This is a genomic window from Methanimicrococcus hongohii (genome assembly GCF_032594095.1).
Lineage (GTDB): Archaea > Halobacteriota > Methanosarcinia > Methanosarcinales > Methanosarcinaceae > Methanimicrococcus > Methanimicrococcus hongohii.
Genome location: NZ_CP131059.1, coordinates 252,556 through 268,765 on the forward strand (window position 1 = coordinate 252,556; position 16,210 = coordinate 268,765).

15 protein-coding genes and 1 tRNA gene are annotated in these 16,210 nt (G+C 42.1%); 5 read left to right on the plus strand and 11 right to left on the minus strand.

Going from position 1 to position 16,210, the window contains the following annotated elements; genetic code table 11:
- Positions 1 to 189 precede the first annotated feature (189 nt).
- Positions 190 to 1,950 carry a tRNA uridine(34) 5-carboxymethylaminomethyl modification radical SAM/GNAT enzyme Elp3 gene (locus MmiHf6_RS01170; protein WP_316557889.1) on the plus strand — a complete coding sequence of 587 codons (1,761 nt, stop codon included), beginning with the start codon at positions 190 to 192 and terminating at the stop codon, positions 1,948 to 1,950.
- 154 nt (positions 1,951 to 2,104) lie between these two features.
- Here MmiHf6_RS01170 and MmiHf6_RS01175 read toward each other — a convergent pair whose 3' ends face one another.
- The 3 genes from MmiHf6_RS01175 to thiD all read right to left on the minus strand — a co-directional run bounded on the left by MmiHf6_RS01175 (position 2,105) and on the right by thiD (position 4,864).
- Complete coding sequence (locus MmiHf6_RS01175) at positions 2,105 to 2,287, minus strand: hypothetical protein (RefSeq protein ID WP_316557890.1); 183 nt, start codon at positions 2,285 to 2,287, stop codon at positions 2,105 to 2,107.
- A 436-nt stretch (positions 2,288 to 2,723) separates the two neighbouring features.
- Positions 2,724 to 3,230, minus strand: a complete 507-nt coding sequence (locus tag MmiHf6_RS01180) for a VOC family protein (protein ID WP_316557891.1) — start codon at positions 3,228 to 3,230, stop codon at positions 2,724 to 2,726.
- A 107-nt stretch (positions 3,231 to 3,337) separates the two neighbouring features.
- A complete protein-coding gene (thiD, locus tag MmiHf6_RS01185; RefSeq protein WP_316557892.1) occupies positions 3,338 to 4,864 on the minus strand; it encodes a bifunctional hydroxymethylpyrimidine kinase/phosphomethylpyrimidine kinase in 1,527 nt (508 codons plus the stop codon).
- 493 nt (positions 4,865 to 5,357) lie between these two features.
- Here thiD and MmiHf6_RS01190 point away from each other — a divergent pair, with 493 nt between their 5' ends.
- Both MmiHf6_RS01190 and MmiHf6_RS01195 read left to right on the plus strand, forming a co-directional pair.
- Positions 5,358 to 5,576, plus strand: coding sequence for an LSm family protein (locus MmiHf6_RS01190; protein WP_316557893.1), 219 nt, complete (start codon positions 5,358 to 5,360; stop codon positions 5,574 to 5,576).
- A gap of 244 nt (positions 5,577 to 5,820) precedes the next feature.
- Positions 5,821 to 6,000, plus strand: a complete 180-nt coding sequence (locus tag MmiHf6_RS01195) for a 50S ribosomal protein L37e (RefSeq protein WP_316557894.1) — start codon at positions 5,821 to 5,823, stop codon at positions 5,998 to 6,000.
- Between the two features lie 135 nt (positions 6,001 to 6,135).
- Here MmiHf6_RS01195 and MmiHf6_RS01200 read toward each other — a convergent pair whose 3' ends face one another.
- On the minus strand, positions 6,136 to 6,327 hold the full coding sequence (locus tag MmiHf6_RS01200; RefSeq protein WP_316557895.1) for a hypothetical protein: 192 nt from the start codon (positions 6,325 to 6,327) through the stop codon (positions 6,136 to 6,138).
- Positions 6,328 to 7,012: 685 nt separating this feature from the next.
- On the opposite strand from MmiHf6_RS01200, the gene purF reads away from it, so the two are divergent.
- Positions 7,013 to 8,458 carry an amidophosphoribosyltransferase gene (purF, locus tag MmiHf6_RS01205; protein ID WP_316557896.1) on the plus strand — a complete coding sequence of 482 codons (1,446 nt, stop codon included), beginning with the start codon at positions 7,013 to 7,015 and terminating at the stop codon, positions 8,456 to 8,458.
- Positions 8,459 to 8,712: 254 nt separating this feature from the next.
- Here the strand turns inward: purF and MmiHf6_RS01210 are convergent, their stop codons facing one another.
- The 7 genes from MmiHf6_RS01210 to MmiHf6_RS01240 form a co-directional block, all read right to left on the minus strand.
- The gene (locus tag MmiHf6_RS01210) at positions 8,713 to 9,699 is read right to left on the minus strand and encodes a HipA domain-containing protein (protein WP_316557897.1); all 987 of its coding nucleotides are present in this window, start codon (positions 9,697 to 9,699) and stop codon (positions 8,713 to 8,715) included.
- Between the two features lie 22 nt (positions 9,700 to 9,721).
- The gene (locus tag MmiHf6_RS01215; RefSeq protein ID WP_316557898.1) at positions 9,722 to 10,024 is read right to left on the minus strand and encodes a HipA N-terminal domain-containing protein; all 303 of its coding nucleotides are present in this window, start codon (positions 10,022 to 10,024) and stop codon (positions 9,722 to 9,724) included.
- Between the two features lie 47 nt (positions 10,025 to 10,071).
- On the minus strand, positions 10,072 to 10,299 hold the full coding sequence (locus MmiHf6_RS01220) for a helix-turn-helix transcriptional regulator (protein WP_316557899.1): 228 nt from the start codon (positions 10,297 to 10,299) through the stop codon (positions 10,072 to 10,074).
- Positions 10,300 to 10,683: 384 nt separating this feature from the next.
- Positions 10,684 to 12,171 carry a DUF4261 domain-containing protein gene (locus MmiHf6_RS01225; RefSeq protein ID WP_316557900.1) on the minus strand — a complete coding sequence of 496 codons (1,488 nt, stop codon included), beginning with the start codon at positions 12,169 to 12,171 and terminating at the stop codon, positions 10,684 to 10,686.
- Between the two features lie 223 nt (positions 12,172 to 12,394).
- Entirely contained in the window at positions 12,395 to 12,529 is a 135-nt protein-coding gene (locus tag MmiHf6_RS01230; protein ID WP_316557901.1) for a hypothetical protein, read from the minus strand.
- A 702-nt stretch (positions 12,530 to 13,231) separates the two neighbouring features.
- The gene (gltA, locus tag MmiHf6_RS01235; protein WP_316557902.1) at positions 13,232 to 14,695 is read right to left on the minus strand and encodes an NADPH-dependent glutamate synthase; all 1,464 of its coding nucleotides are present in this window, start codon (positions 14,693 to 14,695) and stop codon (positions 13,232 to 13,234) included.
- Between the two features lie 110 nt (positions 14,696 to 14,805).
- Positions 14,806 to 15,684, minus strand: coding sequence for a sulfide/dihydroorotate dehydrogenase-like FAD/NAD-binding protein (locus tag MmiHf6_RS01240; RefSeq protein ID WP_316557903.1), 879 nt, complete (start codon positions 15,682 to 15,684; stop codon positions 14,806 to 14,808).
- A 405-nt stretch (positions 15,685 to 16,089) separates the two neighbouring features.
- Between MmiHf6_RS01240 and MmiHf6_RS01245 the strand changes: the two genes are divergently transcribed.
- Positions 16,090 to 16,166, plus strand: a tRNA-Lys gene (locus tag MmiHf6_RS01245).
- Positions 16,167 to 16,210 lie beyond the last annotated feature (44 nt).

Sequence of the window (16,210 nt, forward strand, 5' to 3'; positions counted from 1 at the left end):
TTTCAATTAATTTTACTTTTAATTCTAATTTTATTTTAATCTGTATCAACTGCTGATTATCTGCCAATAACGTCTATTACAGTGACAGGACTTATATACTTATTACATAAATGACATTTACTTTTCCGAATCTTAAATTATTAAAGGCTGCCGCCTGACGTTAATCTTTTTGGTGAATTTGGTGAAAAAATGAGTTACCGGGAATTTGATAAATCCGATGAAAAATTCGATGCCGCTTGCCGCGAGATTCTTCTCTCGGCGGTTGCGGGTGAATTTGAATCGGAAAAAGATCTCGCCAAAATGAAGAAAAAGGTTTGCAAAAAATACGGGCTTTCAACGCTTCCGAGCAACGGCGACATCATTCTTCGCGGAAATCCGGGTGAACAAAAAGCGGTCCGCGACGTGCTTCAAAGAAAACCGGTTCGAACGATTTCAGGCGTTGCAGTCATTGCCGCGATGACGTCGCCTGCGCCCTGTCCGCACGGCAAATGCCTGCCCTGCCCCGGCGGTCCCGATTCCGCTTTTGAATCGCCGCAAAGCTATATGGGGCGCGAGCCGGCAGCGATGCGCGCTTTTGAATTCAAATTCGATCCTTACAACCAGGTCAGTTCAAGGTTGAGGCAGCTGAATACGATCGGACACGACGTTTCAAAAGCGGAACTTATCATCATGGGCGGCACTTTTTCGGCGCGCTCCGTTGATTATCAGGAATGGTTTGTCAAGCGTTGTTTGGAAGCGATGAACGACCACGACGCGCCCGTCAACGAATCAGGCGTTCCGATTTGGAGAACGGAAGTTCCGAGTTATGATTCAGTTGATTCTCTTCATCCTGTAAATCCTATTGATTCTATTCATTTCATAAATTCCGCTTACCCGTTCCTGTTGCTTGAAGATGTTCAAAAAGCGAATGAAACGGCTTATGTCAGAAATGTCGGTATGACGCTTGAGACGCGTCCCGATTGGGCGAAAGAGGAGCATATTGACGAATTTTTAAAAATCGGCGGAACGAAGGTTGAGCTTGGTGTTCAAAGTGTTTTTGAAGATGTTCTTTTGAAAATGAATCGCGGACATACGGTTCGTGAAACGGCTGACGCCAACCGTCGTCTTCGGGACAGCGCTTTTAAAGTCGGCTTTCATATGATGCCGGGTCTTTTTGATACGGATTTTGACCGCGATTTGGAAGGCTTCAAAGAACTTTTTGAAAATCCCGATTTCAAGCCGGATTATTTGAAAATTTATCCGACGCTTGTCACGGAAGGAACCGAACTTCACAAATTGTGGCAAAACAGGGAATACGCGCCGCTCAATGATGAAAACGGTCCCGAATTGGTTTCACAAATCAAAGCGATTTTGCCGAAATGGACGCGCCTTCAACGAATTCAGCGCGATATTCCGGCGGATCAGATTTTGGCGGGAATCCAAAAAAGCAACGTGCGCCAAGAGGCTGAAAAACTTCTTCACGCGCGCGGCGAAAAATGCAAATGTATCCGGTGCCGCGAAGTCGGTCACAATATTCTTAAAAATAATCCGCCAAGCCCTGAAAACATCCATCTTTATGTCGAAAAATATGAGTGCTGCGGCGGAGTCGAGCATTTCATTTCTTTTGAAGACTTGAAGGCCGACGTTTTAATCGGTTTCATCCGCCTTCGTTTCCCGAACACTCCGCACAGAAAAGAACTTCAAAACGCGGCGCTTATTCGCGAGCTTCACGTTTACGGATCGCTGACACCGCTGGGCGAGACTGCCGACACGTTAACGGCGCCGCTTGCCGACAAAAACAGATCTTGGCAGCACCGCGGCTACGGCAAAGAATTGATTCAAAAGGCGGAAGAAATTGCGGCAGATGCCGGCTTTGAGAAAATTTCAATTATCAGCGGCATCGGCGTTCGCGAATATTATCGAAAATACGGGTATGTTTTTGACGGTACGTATATGACGAAAGAGTTATAAGTGCCATTTTTTTCAGTTTCCGTTTCTGTTTCTGCTTCCGTTTCCGTTTCTGCTTCTGTTTCTATTTTTTATTTGTTTTTTCGTTTGTTTTTGATAAAATCATCATCTCGTTTTCGTTTATTTTTGAAAATTTCGGATCTTTTTTCATTATCTTTTATATATTGCTGCGGCTCGCGCGCGGCAGCGGCAGCTGCCGGACGGAAACCTGATCGGCAAGCGGCAACAGAAACCTGATGGTAGCGGCGGAAACAGAAACCTGATTCGGCAGCAGCAACATTAAAAGACAGTTGCAGACGAGCAGGCTCAGCCGGAAACTGACAGCAAAAGACAGTCGCAAGAAAACACTTTGCAGAAGCTGAAACGTAATCGAAAAAAGCATCTGTTTTTCATTTTTCGTTTCGTATGGTAAGAATCCGCCAAGTCTCGTTTCCTCCGCTCCGCTGCGAAAACTTGAAACTGCGTTTCAAGTCCGGTTCGCCGCTTCGCGCCGCCCGGAACTCAACTTGCGGGGGCGGTTTTTGAACTTTCATTCAATCTAAAATTCATTGAAACATCGTCTTTAACAAGATTCTCAAAAACGGAACGCCGTCTTTTATCCAAAATCTATTCATTTTTTAGGATTTTATCGGGCGTTCAGGTTCGCCGATTTTGAAAAATTGGATGTTTGGTTTTCATCCTGATAAAAATAAAAAACAAGGGACGAATTTGAAAAAATTAATAAAAATGAGGCAGCTCGCGCGCAGCGGCCGCCGATCGAAAATGGCAAATTTGATTTATTTCAAACAAGAATTGACAAACTCAATCGGATGTTCCGTCCGCGCCGCGATTTCTTCCGCCGTCATTCCTTGTTCGGCAAACCGATTGACAACAGCTTCCATTTTTTCGCTGACATCAACAACATGGTCATCCAAGTCGTAAAAACTGACGGAGCGCTGCCCCCACGGGAATTCGACGGGGAGTTCAACGGCGCCGTGAACGTATTCCAAGTCATAGTTTTTCAGATTTTCAACAAACGAATCGAAATCGGCGGTTTCAAAATAAAGCGTGAAATTATTGCTTCTCTTTTTGATTTCATTCTCTTCAAATCCGTAAATGTCGACCATGGACGCTTTGGATTGAAGCGTTAAACCGCTTTCGAATTGCCGGTTCGCGCCGAAATTAAATTTCAATTTTTGGCCGGCGACATTTTCATAAAACTCGCTCGCCTTTTTGACATTTTCAACAACAATCAAAGGACCGATAAAATCAATATTGACGTTGATCTTTTGTTTTTCATCCATATTTGTGCCTCTTGAATTCCTTTTTGTTTTATTTTTATTCTTCTTCGTTTTTATTTTTTCATTTTTGTTTGTTTGCTCATTTTTCATTTGTTTTTCATTCTCTTCAATCAGTTTTTCGCTTTTCGAATTTCATCGCAAATCATCAAAACTTTATTTGCCGCGTCAACAGCATCTGTTCCGAAAACGCGGATCACGCCTTCTTTTCCGAAGCCGCCGTTTTCATAAATCATATCGGGGACGGTTTCGCCGTTTTCCTGAATGATCATTGTCGTTCCCCATTCTTTGCTTTCATCGCAGCCGGAAGGCTCGTCATCGCGATTAAAAGAGCCGGCTGAAAGTCCCGTTTTTTCACAATGTTTGACATTTTTTTCTGTATATTTCAAATTGATGCAGGCGCGCACCGTTTCGTCAAAATCTTGGGCGGATTTAATCACTTTTGCCAAATTCGAACCCGAACCAAAAGACGGATAACCGAGATTTTCGGCAGAAAGCTTGGCGCCGCTCAAATCTTTAACTTTATGAATCCTGCCGGGAAACGCGGCAGCGGCTGAATAATAGGAACCGAAACCGTCGGCGCCGATAATATTATCCGCCTTGTCAATGGACGAAATCTGCCGCGGCGGCTGAATTCCGGACGCATAATATTCGGGCTGCACCGATTCCTTGAAAATATCGGGCAGCGTCATCGCAATATTTGTTCCGACTTCCGGAATCAGTTGCGGGAAAATGTCATCGTTTTTCAAAATTTCCCACGCTTCTAAAATGTTTTCAATCACAAAAGCGCGTTCCGATCGAATCGCCTGCGCGCCTCCCGGATTCACAGGCGCGACACCCGATCCGATATTTTCAGAATAAAGAATCGCGTCGACAACGAATTTCTTGGCAAATTGACACGCTTGTTCAAAAGAATAACCGCGCGCAAGATACGCTGTCAGTGAAGATGAATAAGTGCAACCCGTTCCGTGCGTCCCGCCTTTGACAAAAGTTCCCGAAAGCATCGTGAACTCTTTGTTTTTTGAATCATAAACAATGTCTTCCGCTTCCAAATGACCGCCCGTGACGATGACGTATTTGACACCTGTTTCCGCGATTTTGACGGCGGCGTTTTTCGCGTCCTCCGCATTTTTAATTTTTATGCCGGAGAGGATTTCCGCTTCAAAAATGTTAGGCGTGACCGCAAAAGAGACCGGCAGAAGAACTTCAGCCATCATTTTGACAGCGTCTTTCCGAAGCAATTCGCCGCCGGCTTCGGCTGCCATGACGGGATCAACAATCAAAGAAAGATTGTATTCTTTGACTTTTCCCGCGACGTACGAAACGATTTCAGGCGAAGAAAGCATTCCCGATTTGGCAAAAACGATTTCCATGTCTGAGCAAACAGAATCAATCTGCGTTCCGATGTGTTCGACGGGAATGTCATAAACGAATTGAACGCCTTTTGTATTTTGAGACGTGACGGACGCAATGACACAGGTTCCGTGAACGCCAAGCGCGGAGAATGTTTTCAGATCGGCTTCGATTCCCGCGCCGCCGCCCGAGTCGCTGCCGGCAATCGTCATAACGCATTTCTTTTTGATCCCTTTTGCCGCACCTGTTTTATTTTTTTGTTCTTCCGCCGTGTTTTTGTTATTCAATAAATTTCACTCCTGAAATTGATAATTTGATATGATAATTTGATAATTCTGATAGTTCTAATTATTTTGATAATTCTGTCGGACTTGATTATTCTATAATTTTGATTAATTCTAATAATATTCTGAGTTCTGATAATCTTGATAATTCTAATATATTCTGAGTTCTGATTACCCTGATAATTCTAATAATCTTGTTGAGAAAAAGGCAATATTTTTATTCGTTATAGGATATAATGATAAAAGACGTTTTGTGTTTCTTTCGTTCCTTTAGAAATTCAAAACAATTGAATTAAATAATGCTGTTGTAAAGCAGTATTTAAAGCGTTCAAAACAGATATGTTTAAATATCATAATTCAGTTCTTAAACAAATTACAGTCTGCGGTCTTTTCGGATTCCTGCCGGCTGAAAAAGGTGGCGATCTGCTTCATTTACGAGCGGATTTCAAAATTATAAGGCGCGTGTTGCGCCGAAACAACAAAACAGGTAATACTTATGACGAACAGACCTCTTGACATTTTAAATGAGGCTTTAAACAAGCCGGTTATTGCACGCCTGAAAGGCGGTCGTGAATTCAGAGGAGAATTGAAAGGCTACGACATTCACATGAATCTCGTCCTCGACAATGCGGAAGAATTAAAAGACGGCGTCAGCATCAAAAAATATTCCAGTCTTGTTGTCAGAGGAGACAATATCGTTTACGTGTCCCCCTGATTATTCCGATTGATTTAAAATATCGGCTCAGCCGATCTTTTTTATTCAATTTTCTGAAAAAGCGAACGACGTTTGCGGATTTGCAGAATTCGACGTTTTTTCAGCCGATGATTTTATATCATTCATTTCGTTTATCCATTCAAATATCAATTTCAAATCACGTTCATTCGTTATTTACGTTAATTCAACAAATTATATCTTACAAATTTGATTACTTACAATTTAATTAAAAGGTGAAGAAGCAATGACTAAAGGAACGCCCTCAATGGGCCAGAGACAAAAACGCACACATATGAAATGCAGAAGATGCGGCAGCACATCTTTCAACATCAGCACCAAACAGTGTGTCGCATGCGGATTCGGAAGATCTGCAAAGTTGAGAGACTACAAGTGGGTCAGAAAATCCAAATTAAACGGTGACTGAGTTCATCGTTTTTTTCATTTCTTTTTATTATTTTTGTTTTTCAATTATCGTTTTTCAATTATTTCTATTCTCAATTATTTCAATCAAGAAGTACAATCGTTTTTCATTTTAATTTTCAAAATGCTACCCTCGTTTTCATTCTTTTTTAAATTTGTGCGGTTCGCGCGCGGCAGCAGAGTGGCAGGCGCAAACCTGACTGCAATCGGAAACAGAAACCTGACCGGCAGCGGCAGCACAAATCTGGCCGGCAGCGCAAACACAAACCTGATTAGCAGCAACCGTAAAAGACAGTTGCAGACTTACAGTCTTAGCCGGGACCGATTGCATCTGAAAAACCGACTGTTTTTGTTTTTTGTTTCGCACGGGAAAGAATCTCCATCTCCTCCTTCACTCGCTTCATTCGTGAACTCGTCGTTGGAGGGGCGGTTTTCGAAATATTGTACGATCTAAAATTTGTTGAAACATCGTCTTTTATCAAAATTATTCAAAAGGGAACGCCGTTTTTTAATGAAATTTGAAAAATAAGATTCGGATTTTATCGGGCGTTCGGGTTTCAACATTTTTTCAAAAACGGATGTTTAGGTTCATCCCGAAATGAAATAAAAACGGCAGACGGATTTGAAAATTTTAATAAAAATGAAGCGGCTCGCGCGCGGCGGCGGTTGAAAAGCAGCAATTTTGAATTTTTAATTTTGAGTTTTCATCCTGTTTCTTTCTATTTGTCATTTTTTTCATATTTGCCTTTACATATTGTTTTTAATTTTATATTATTTTTTATAATTTTATTTATCCCTTATTTTATGACAAATTCGGCTTCAAAAGTCTGTTTTTTGATATGAACATTAATGAAAATTAACTTAAAATATAACTACAAATTATTCTTTTTTATCTGCATTATTCATTTGTATTCATAATTAACCGCTAATTATTTTATAAAGCTGAATTTAAGATAATCATATAATATATCTTAATAAATCTTGAATTCTAAGATTTAAAAATCGGGTGATAAATTTTGAAAGAAGAGTGTGGTGTTGCCGGTGTCATTATTCATGACCCTGCGCCGCCGACAAATATTGTTGCTTTTAAACTCTATTATGCGCTTTACGCATTGCAGCACCGCGGTCAGGATTCAACGGGCATTGTTGTTTTTGACGGCACAAAACCGAGATCAATCAAACGCATGGGACTTGTTTCCGAAGCGTATTCGCGCGACACGCTGCAAAATATTGTCGGCTATGTCGGTGTCGGGCATGTCAGAAACGCAACATACGGCACACAAACGATCGAAAATTGTCAGCCTTTCGTTTTGAATTTCAAAGGCGGCGTTATCGCTATTTCTCACAACGGTAATTTAGTCAACAGCGCGGAACTCAAAGATGAGCTTGAGTCCGAAGGACGCATTTTTACAACAGCTCTCGATGCCGAAATTATCGGTCTTCTTTTGGTCAAAGAATTATTAAGACATAATCCCGTCGACGCTCTCAAATCCGTTATGCGGCGCATTATCGGCTCTTACGCTTTAACAATTATGATCAACGGCGACCTTTACGCCGTTCGCGACCCGATCGGCAACAAACCGATTTGTTACGGCGAAATCGAAGGCGGTTACGCCGCGGTTTCCGAAAGCGTTGCGCTTGACACGATTAAAGGAAAACTCATCCGCGACCTCCGCCCCGGCGAAATTATGATTTTTAAGAAAACGGGCGAATTGGAAAGCGTCATGACAACCGATGAAGACTTTGCGGCTCATTGCGTTTTTGAATACATTTATCTCGCTCGCCCCGACTCAATTCTTGACGGAACACTTGTTTATTCCGCGCGCGAAAGAATCGGAAAAGAATTGGCGCTCGAACATCCGGCTGTCGCCGACATTGTTTCTCCCGTTCCCGACTCCGGAATTGCGGCCGCCATCGGCTACTCCCGCGAATCCGGCCTCAAATATTTAGAAGGATTGATGAAAAACAGATACATCGGCAGAACTTTTATCTTGCCGCATCAGGAAATGCGTGAAATGGCCGTCCGCCTGAAAATGAATACGATTGGCGAAAACCTCAAAGACAAAAGCGTTGTTCTCGTTGACGACAGCGTTGTCCGCGGCACGACTTCCCGCAGAATTATCGACATGATCAAAGATGCCGGCGCCAAAGAAGTTCACCTCCGCGTCGCCAGCCCGCCGATTATTGCGCCCTGCTATCTCGGAATTGACATGCCGACACGCGCCGAACTCATCGCGTCGCACAAAACAATCGAAGGCGTCTGCGCCGCCGTAAACGCCGACACAATCGGCTATCTCAGCGCCGACGGTCTCGTCAAAGCCATCGGAATCGACAAAAGCAAACTTTGTCTCGGCTGCATTACGGAATTGTATCCGGTGCCGATTCCGAACGAAAAATGTTATTGCGATAAACAGAGCAAAATGGATGATTTTGTTCCGGAAGAAGAAAAGAAAGTCGAGTAATCCTTTTTTGAAAGGGTTTACTCATTTTTTCTATTTTCCTTTTTATTTTCTCTTTAATTTTTCCTTTTTATTTTCTCTTTAATTTTTCCTTTTTATTTTCTCTTTAATTTTTTCTTTTTGTTTTTCTCTTTAATTTTTTTCATTTCATCCACCGTTTTTATTTTTTACAAATTGCGGTTCGTTTTTATTTCTTTTTTAAAATTTATGCAGTTCGCGCGCGGGCGGAGGCGGCGACGACGAACAAATGACGACAATCAAATGAGTTGCAAAAGTTCCAGTCTTTGGGCTCTTTCTTTTATGAGCAATTTGTATTTTTCTTTCATTTCATCGGGAAGGAAGCTTTTGTCGATGAAATCAAACCACATCGGGATGGTTTCTTTGAAGTTTTTGAAAATATTTTCAACGCTTTTGGAATCAATTTTCATCGTTTGGAATGATTTTTCAAAATCTTCTTTTGTAATTTTTTTCTTGATGCCGTTTAAGAGAAGCGCCGTTTCTTCGGTATCTTCCTCCGGTAAAATAATGTTTGTCGGGAGCATATCATACGCTTCCGTCATCTTGTATCCGTTTTCATATTCAATAAGTGAAAAGTTTTTCAAATGCATATCGGAATTTCCGGTCAAGAAACAAAAAATCAATTGTGAAGCAAAATCAATCAAATCTAAACCGGGCGTTTCGGAAAATTGCTGAATTTGTTTGGCGATTTGTTCATATGACCCTTTGTATTTGTCTTCCGTCAACCGTTTTGTCAGCTGGCACATATCTTCCATATTTATTCTGATGCCGTTTTCATCTCTGTCAATTCTTTTTGTGATGTAACAAAGACTTCCGTCTTCAAAACGAATCAATGAGTGGGGGACAACTTTTATTTTTGACAATTCTGCCAAATGCATTGTTAAATCTTCAAATTCAGGAAGATTTTGATATGCTTCCGTTTGCGGTTTTAAAATATATTTCCCCCATAAACCGGCAATCGTGAATCTTTTCGGCGCATTTTTCTCTCCTTTTTCCAAATCTAAAGACAGTTTCGGCTGCGCTCCCGTTACTGCCGTATGCGATCGGATGACATCTAATGCTAATTCCGAAATTTCATTTTTTGTGTACGGCAAAATCGGCGGCGTTTTTGTTCCAAAAATCTTTTTTGAACAAGCGGGATGAAAATCCGGCATTTTCTCTGCCGTTTTTTCATTTTTTAAATCTTCTTCTTTGAATTCCAGGTAACAGAAAAGACATTTTGACATTTTTATCTCCTTTTCTTTTCATTCAATCTTCCATCGGCTGTACGCTGACTGCACCGATACAGTCTTTGCAGCATGTCAAAAGCAAACCCATTCTGTCTTTTTTTGAAATTTTCCAATTGTTTTCTGCAATATCCAAAAGCCAGCCTTCCGGAATCAGCCCGTCAAAAAACGGGAACAATACTCTGCTTTCATGAGGTGCTTTCTGAAGCGGCAGCGTTAAACTGACAGCTTTTGCGTCTTTTCGATTCAAATAGTCCGTATCATATTGAAAAATATAATTTTCAGCTCCGCCTTCGGTTAATATTCCTGCAAATTGTTCTCTCATGTAAATTTTTGCCCGTCTCATTCAAATCACTTATCTTTGAATTGTTTTCACTCAAACCACTCTTCTCGATTCATCGGAACAACACCGAGTTCGCTTCCGAATAAAGTTAAAACTTGATTGACTTTATCCATTCGAAGCGTTTTTTTGCCTTGTTCCATTTCGCGAATAAAACGAACGCCGACGCCTGCTTTTTTTGCAAGTTCGACCTGTGTTAATTTCGCTTTTCTCCTTTCTTCTTTCAAATACATTGAAAGATAAATCTGACTGTCTTCCATCATCTCACCCGTTTTGTATTTATATTATTCGAGTTTTTCAATTTATACCCGTTTGGTTGTTTATTCTAATGTGTTTATTAATTTATACCCTTTCGGTCGTTTATTCTATTTTATTTGTTAATTTACACCCTTTAGGTTCCTTTTTTATAAATATTATACCTTTTCGGGTTGTTATTCTATAGTCTTCATAAAATTAGACCCGTTCGGGGTCAAATGTTGGAAATATTTGTTTTTAGAAATTTTTCAAAAAATGAGTTCATAGTAAAATATCGGAATAATTAGAAAAATAATCAGAAAAATAATTAGAAAAATAAAAAAGAATGAGGCGGAAATCATGTCATCTGATTCTTGTGCATAATCAAAGATGTTTCCGATTTTTCTGTCTCAATATTCAATTTTCAAAGTATAGCCGTCAAGCGCAATTCCTTTCGATTTCGTAATTTTGAGTTTTTGAAATTCCGTAAAACCGATGGTTTCGCCGTCTTCAAGCGTCACGTCGTTGGATAAAATGTAATAAACGATATCAATCAAAAAATCATGAATTGTTTCAGGCATTGCCGTGCTGTTGATGACTTCGATTTCTTCTTTTCCGAATGTCCGAAGACCGTAAGTGTATCCGCTCGTTCCTCTTTCGTTTGTGTAAACGCCGAAATAAACCCAATTCAATATCGGCAAATCGCCGCCGTCAATCAGGCCGGCGACATCAATGTAAAATTCCGGCTGAAAAACGGTTCCTGCGGTGTAAATGCCGATTGCGTTTTCCAATTTCAGACAGCTTGCCGCGATTTTCGTGAACAAAATTCCCGCGTCGATTGCCGGTTGGTCATTTTCGATGACGGCTATGAGAATCTGCGCGACATGCGTTTTTGTGACGGCTGCTGCTTCCGGCCACATGTAATTCATTTCCGCAAAATGTTCGGCTTCTTTGTTCGGAACGGAATCTTCAATCAAATTGACGGCGGCAGTCATTCCGTCAATTTCAAAAATGAAGGATGTTTCGTCCGCCGCGTCCGGATCTTTCGGTATTTCACGAACAATAATGTCCCAATCGTTTTTCAAAACGGATTTGATTTGTTCGGGATTGAAGGTGTAAGAATTCAGCAAAACAAATCCGGCAAACGGTCCTTTTCGCGGTTCATTTTTCTTCGAACCGGGGATGATGCCGTTTTCTTTCATTTCTTTTTCGGCTTCTTCCATCCAAGCTTTGCGAAGCATTTCAACGAGCACAATCGCTTTTTCTTCGGCGGTATCAGGATAATATTCTTCCATTTCGCTGAAAACATGTCCGCAATGGTCCAAGTCGCGCCTGCCGTAGCCGCCGCAAACACCGATGAGCCAAGGCTCTTCTTTTGTTTTTTTGTATTTGTAAATGTAATAATGTTTGCCGTGAAGGTCAAATTCTCCGACTTTTTCAATTTCGGCAGGTGCCGCGCCGAGTTCGTTTTCATGAGAAAGCCAATGAATCATTTGATCAAGCGCGTTTTCTTCCTGCATCGGTTTGATTTCGGCGGCTTCTTCGATTTCGTCGCGCGTCCATTCCAGAAAATCGATTGCGTCTCTGTTTTCGGGGTCTGATTCTAAGACGCGTTCAAATGCTTTTTCGGCCGACTCAAGCATGTCCATGTAATAATAGGCGTAGCCGATTCTGAAATGCCACAAAATATCGTATTGTCCTTCTTCTTTGACGGACAAAAGCAGTTCCAGCGCTTTTTCGTGGTCTTCGATATTGTTGTAAGCGCGGGCGAGAAGGCATATCAATTCATAATCCCGTTCGCTTTCGGGAATTTCCGATATCGCGTCAATTATTTCCTGATGTTCGTCATTTTCGTGCCGCGCGGCAATCTGTTCCAAAATTTCGTCTCGGGAATCCATTTTAACCTCAAATCCTTTAATGGTCATGTGCATGAGTGAATAATAAATGCCAAAATATCATAGATAACTCTATCCGTCAGTTCAAAAAAATAAATATTGACGGGTTTAACTTATCTTGTTTTTTAGAAAATTTGTTTTCTTTTTGTTTTTCTTTTTTTGTTTAAAATCGCGGTTCATTTTCCTTTTTATTTTTTAAATCGAGGGTTCGTTTTCTTTTTATTTTTTAAATCAAGGGTTTGGTTTCTTTTTGTTTTGAAAAATTTGTGCGGTTCGCGCGCGGGGCGGCAGCTGCTGCGGCTGCCGACAGCGGCAAAAGACAGTTGCAGGACGGCACTCGGGCGGAACAGACAACAATCAATTTCGGGATAAACCAAACATCGCCTTTTCTTTAATTTTCGATAAACCTGAACGCCCCTTAAAACCCAAAATTCAAGGAATCTTTTAGAAAAAAACGGCGTTCGTTCTTTTTTTTAGATTTTGATAAAGAACGATGTTCGTTTTGATTAAAAACGATGAAAAGTTCAAAAACCGCCCCCGCAAGTTGAGTTTCCGAGCAAAGCGAGGAAACGAGACTTGGCGGATTCTTTCCAATACGAATTAAAAATTGCAATCCCGACTCTTTTAATTTAAGATTTTAAATTTAAAAATCGGCAGCTGTAAATTCGTTGAATCATTGTTAGAATCTCCAACTCCTTCTTTCCTCCGCTGCGCTTCGGAAACGCGTCGTTGGAGGGACGGTTTTTTAAATTTAATTCAATCTAAAATCAATTGAAACATCATTTTTCAATTTATTTTTCGAAAAAACGGAACGCCTTCTTTTCTTCAAAATATAAAAAATTAAAATTAGGGTTTTATCGGGCGTTCAGGTCAACGATTTTGAAATATTGGATGTTTAGGTTTAATTGTGAAAACAAATTAAAAATGATGGGACAATTTGAAAAAAGATAATACAAAAATGAAGCAGCTCGCGCGCGGCGGCTGCGAAACAAACAATCAAATATGAAAAAGAAAAAAATCGAATGAAACAAATATTGAAAAAAAGAATTGAATGAAAAGCGAATCACTTTTCCATCAAATATTTATCAATCTCTGCCGCCGCCTTTTTTCCCGCGCCCATCGCTGAAATCACTGTCGCGGCGCCCGTCACGACATCGCCGCCCGCGAAAATGTTTTCTTTCGTGGTTCTTAAATCGTCATCAACGACGACCGTTCCGCGCTTTGTTTTCTCGACATCGGGGGAATTGATGTAAATCAGCGGATTCGGAGACGTTCCGATCGCAATAATAACGACATCGGCTTCGATCATAAATTCCGAACCTTTCACCTCTTTCGGGCTTCTTCTGCCGGATTCATCAGGCTCGCCGAGTTCCATTCGAATACATTCAACCGCCTTGACATCGAATTTTCTGCCCTGCGGCGTTCCGTCGCCGTAATCGCCGATAATTCTTGTCGGATTCGCGAGAAGACAGAAATCAATTCCTTCATGCTTGGCGTGCTCGATTTCTTCACGGCGCGCGGGAAGTTCAGCGTCGCTTCTGCGGTACACAATTGTCACTTTTTCTGCGCCGAGGCGAAGCGCCGAGCGGGCCGCGTCCATCGCGACATTGCCGCCGCCGACAACGACAACGTGTTTTCCTTTTCGAACCATCGTATTCGAATCAGGCTCATAAGCCTTCATCAAATTAACGCGCGTCAAAAATTCATTCGCCGAATAAACACCGTTTAAATTTTCGCCTTCAATTCCCATGAAATTCGGAAGACCCGCGCCGGTTCCGAGAAATACGGCGTCATATTCTTCAGCGATTTCATCAAGCGTTTTGATTCTGCCGATCACGTAATCCGTTTTCAGCTCAACGCCGAGCGCCAAAACGTCATCGATTTCCGCCTGAACAATGTTTTTAGGCAATCGGAAACTCGGAATCCCGTACGTCAAAACGCCGCCAGGCAAATGAAGCGATTCAAAAAGCGTGACTTTGTGACCGGCTTTTGCCAAGTCTGCCGCAGCCGTCAAGCCCGCCGGTCCCGATCCGATGACCGCAACGGATTTTCCGGTCGGCGCCGTCAAGCATCCCGCTTCCGGGACGCCGTCAACGATTTCTGTGCCGTCTCCAATCTTACAGCTTCTGCCGCCGACAGATCTCAGCGTGTCAGCCGCATATCTCTCCAAGCGGCCGATCGCAATCGGTTCGCTCTTCTTGCCGAGAATGCACAGCTCTTCGCACTGCGTTTCCTGCGGGCAGACACGGCCGCAGATCGCGGGAAGCATGTTTGTTTCAAACAGTTTTTCGGCAGCGCCTTCCGAGTCGCCGTCTGCAATTAATTTGATAAATTTGGGAATATTGACATTCACCGGGCAGCCTTCCACGCAGCGCGGCACGCGGCACTGAATGCAGCGGGAAGCTTCGGCAATCGCCTCAGCCGCCGTATAGCCGAGCGCGACCTCATCAAAATTGTGCCGGCGAATATTTGCCGGCTGCTCGGGCATGGCGACGCGTCCGGGTCTTTCTTTCTTAACAGCAGTCATAATCTCCTGATCCTTTAAAATAATCCTAAATGCGATAACTCAAAATTGTTTTGTTGATAAATCAAAATTGTTTTGTAATTGTCTGTTAAATTGCTGATTTAATCGTTTCATTAATCCAGCTGTGAACAAACGCCTGCGCATTCTTCATCATATTTTTGCGAAGCGGCAAGCTCGTCTTTCTTGTAAATCATCAGGCGGTTCATGACCGTGTCAAAATCCACCAATCTGCCGTCAAATTCCGGACCGTCAACGCATGCGAATTTCACTTCGCCGCCGACAACAACGCGGCAGCCGCCGCACATGCCCGTTCCGTCCACCATCATGGCATTGATGCTGACCACGATTTCAACATCGGGATAATCCTTCATCATATCGGTTGCGACTTTCATCAAAATCGGCGGGCCGATCACGACAACGCGCCCGATTCTTTCATGCTCGTATTCGCCCGCGTTTTGTTTATCCAAAAGTTCTTTGACAACTTCCGTCACAAAACCGTGGCGGCCTTTGGAACCGTCATCTGTTGTCACATAATGCTCGTCGCTTGCGGCTTCAAATTCTTTTTCCATCATCAGCAACCCTTCATTTCGAGCGCCGATGACTGTCACGACGCGGTTTCCGGCGTCTTTATAAGCTTTGATCTGCGGATAAATCGGCGCGATTCCGACGCCGCCGCCGACAAGAATGACCGTTCCGATCTTTTTGACATCGGCAGGCGTTCCCAAGGGGCCGACAAAGTCTGCCAAATGCTCGCCGACTTCCATCCTCGCAATCTGCTTCGTTCCCTTGCCGAGCGCCTGCACCGACATCATGATCGTTCCTCTCTCTGTATCGATATCGGCAATCGTCAGCGGAATTCTTTCGCTGTCATCATAAGCGCGGACAATGACGAATTGGCCGGCTTTCGCGGCTCTTGCAACATCGGGCGCGTCAATCACCATCTTTTGGACGCCCGTTGCCATCTCTTCATTTTCTAATATTTCAAAAGGCATTTTCAATCACAAAAATTAATTTTCCGTTACGGTTTTATTAAAGTTTCCGTAACTTTTATTCATTTTAATTATCATTTAAATATTCAGCAAAATAATTGTCATCTTAATTATCAAATATTCAACAATACAATTGTTATTTTAATATTCAACAATACAATTGTCATTTTAATATTCAACAATATTCAATAATCTTTATTTTAAATCAGAAAAAAACAATAGAATTCTTTTTCCTATTAAGTTTTTACATTTTTTAAACGCAAACTCTTTAATTTGAATTCTTTATTATATACATTGCTCTTTTAACCTGCCGTCTAAACATAAAACAAGCCCGCTCGGGCAAAACATATAAATACAACAAATATGTTGTTAGGTCTGCTTCAGATACGACAAACAAATTTACGGAAGGGGCCCATAGCTCAGTCAGGCAGAGCGACTGGCTTTTAACCAGTCGGCCTAGGGTTCAAATCCCTATGGGCCCGCCATTTTTTTCATATTTGACAATTGATGATGATATCGTTTTGTCATT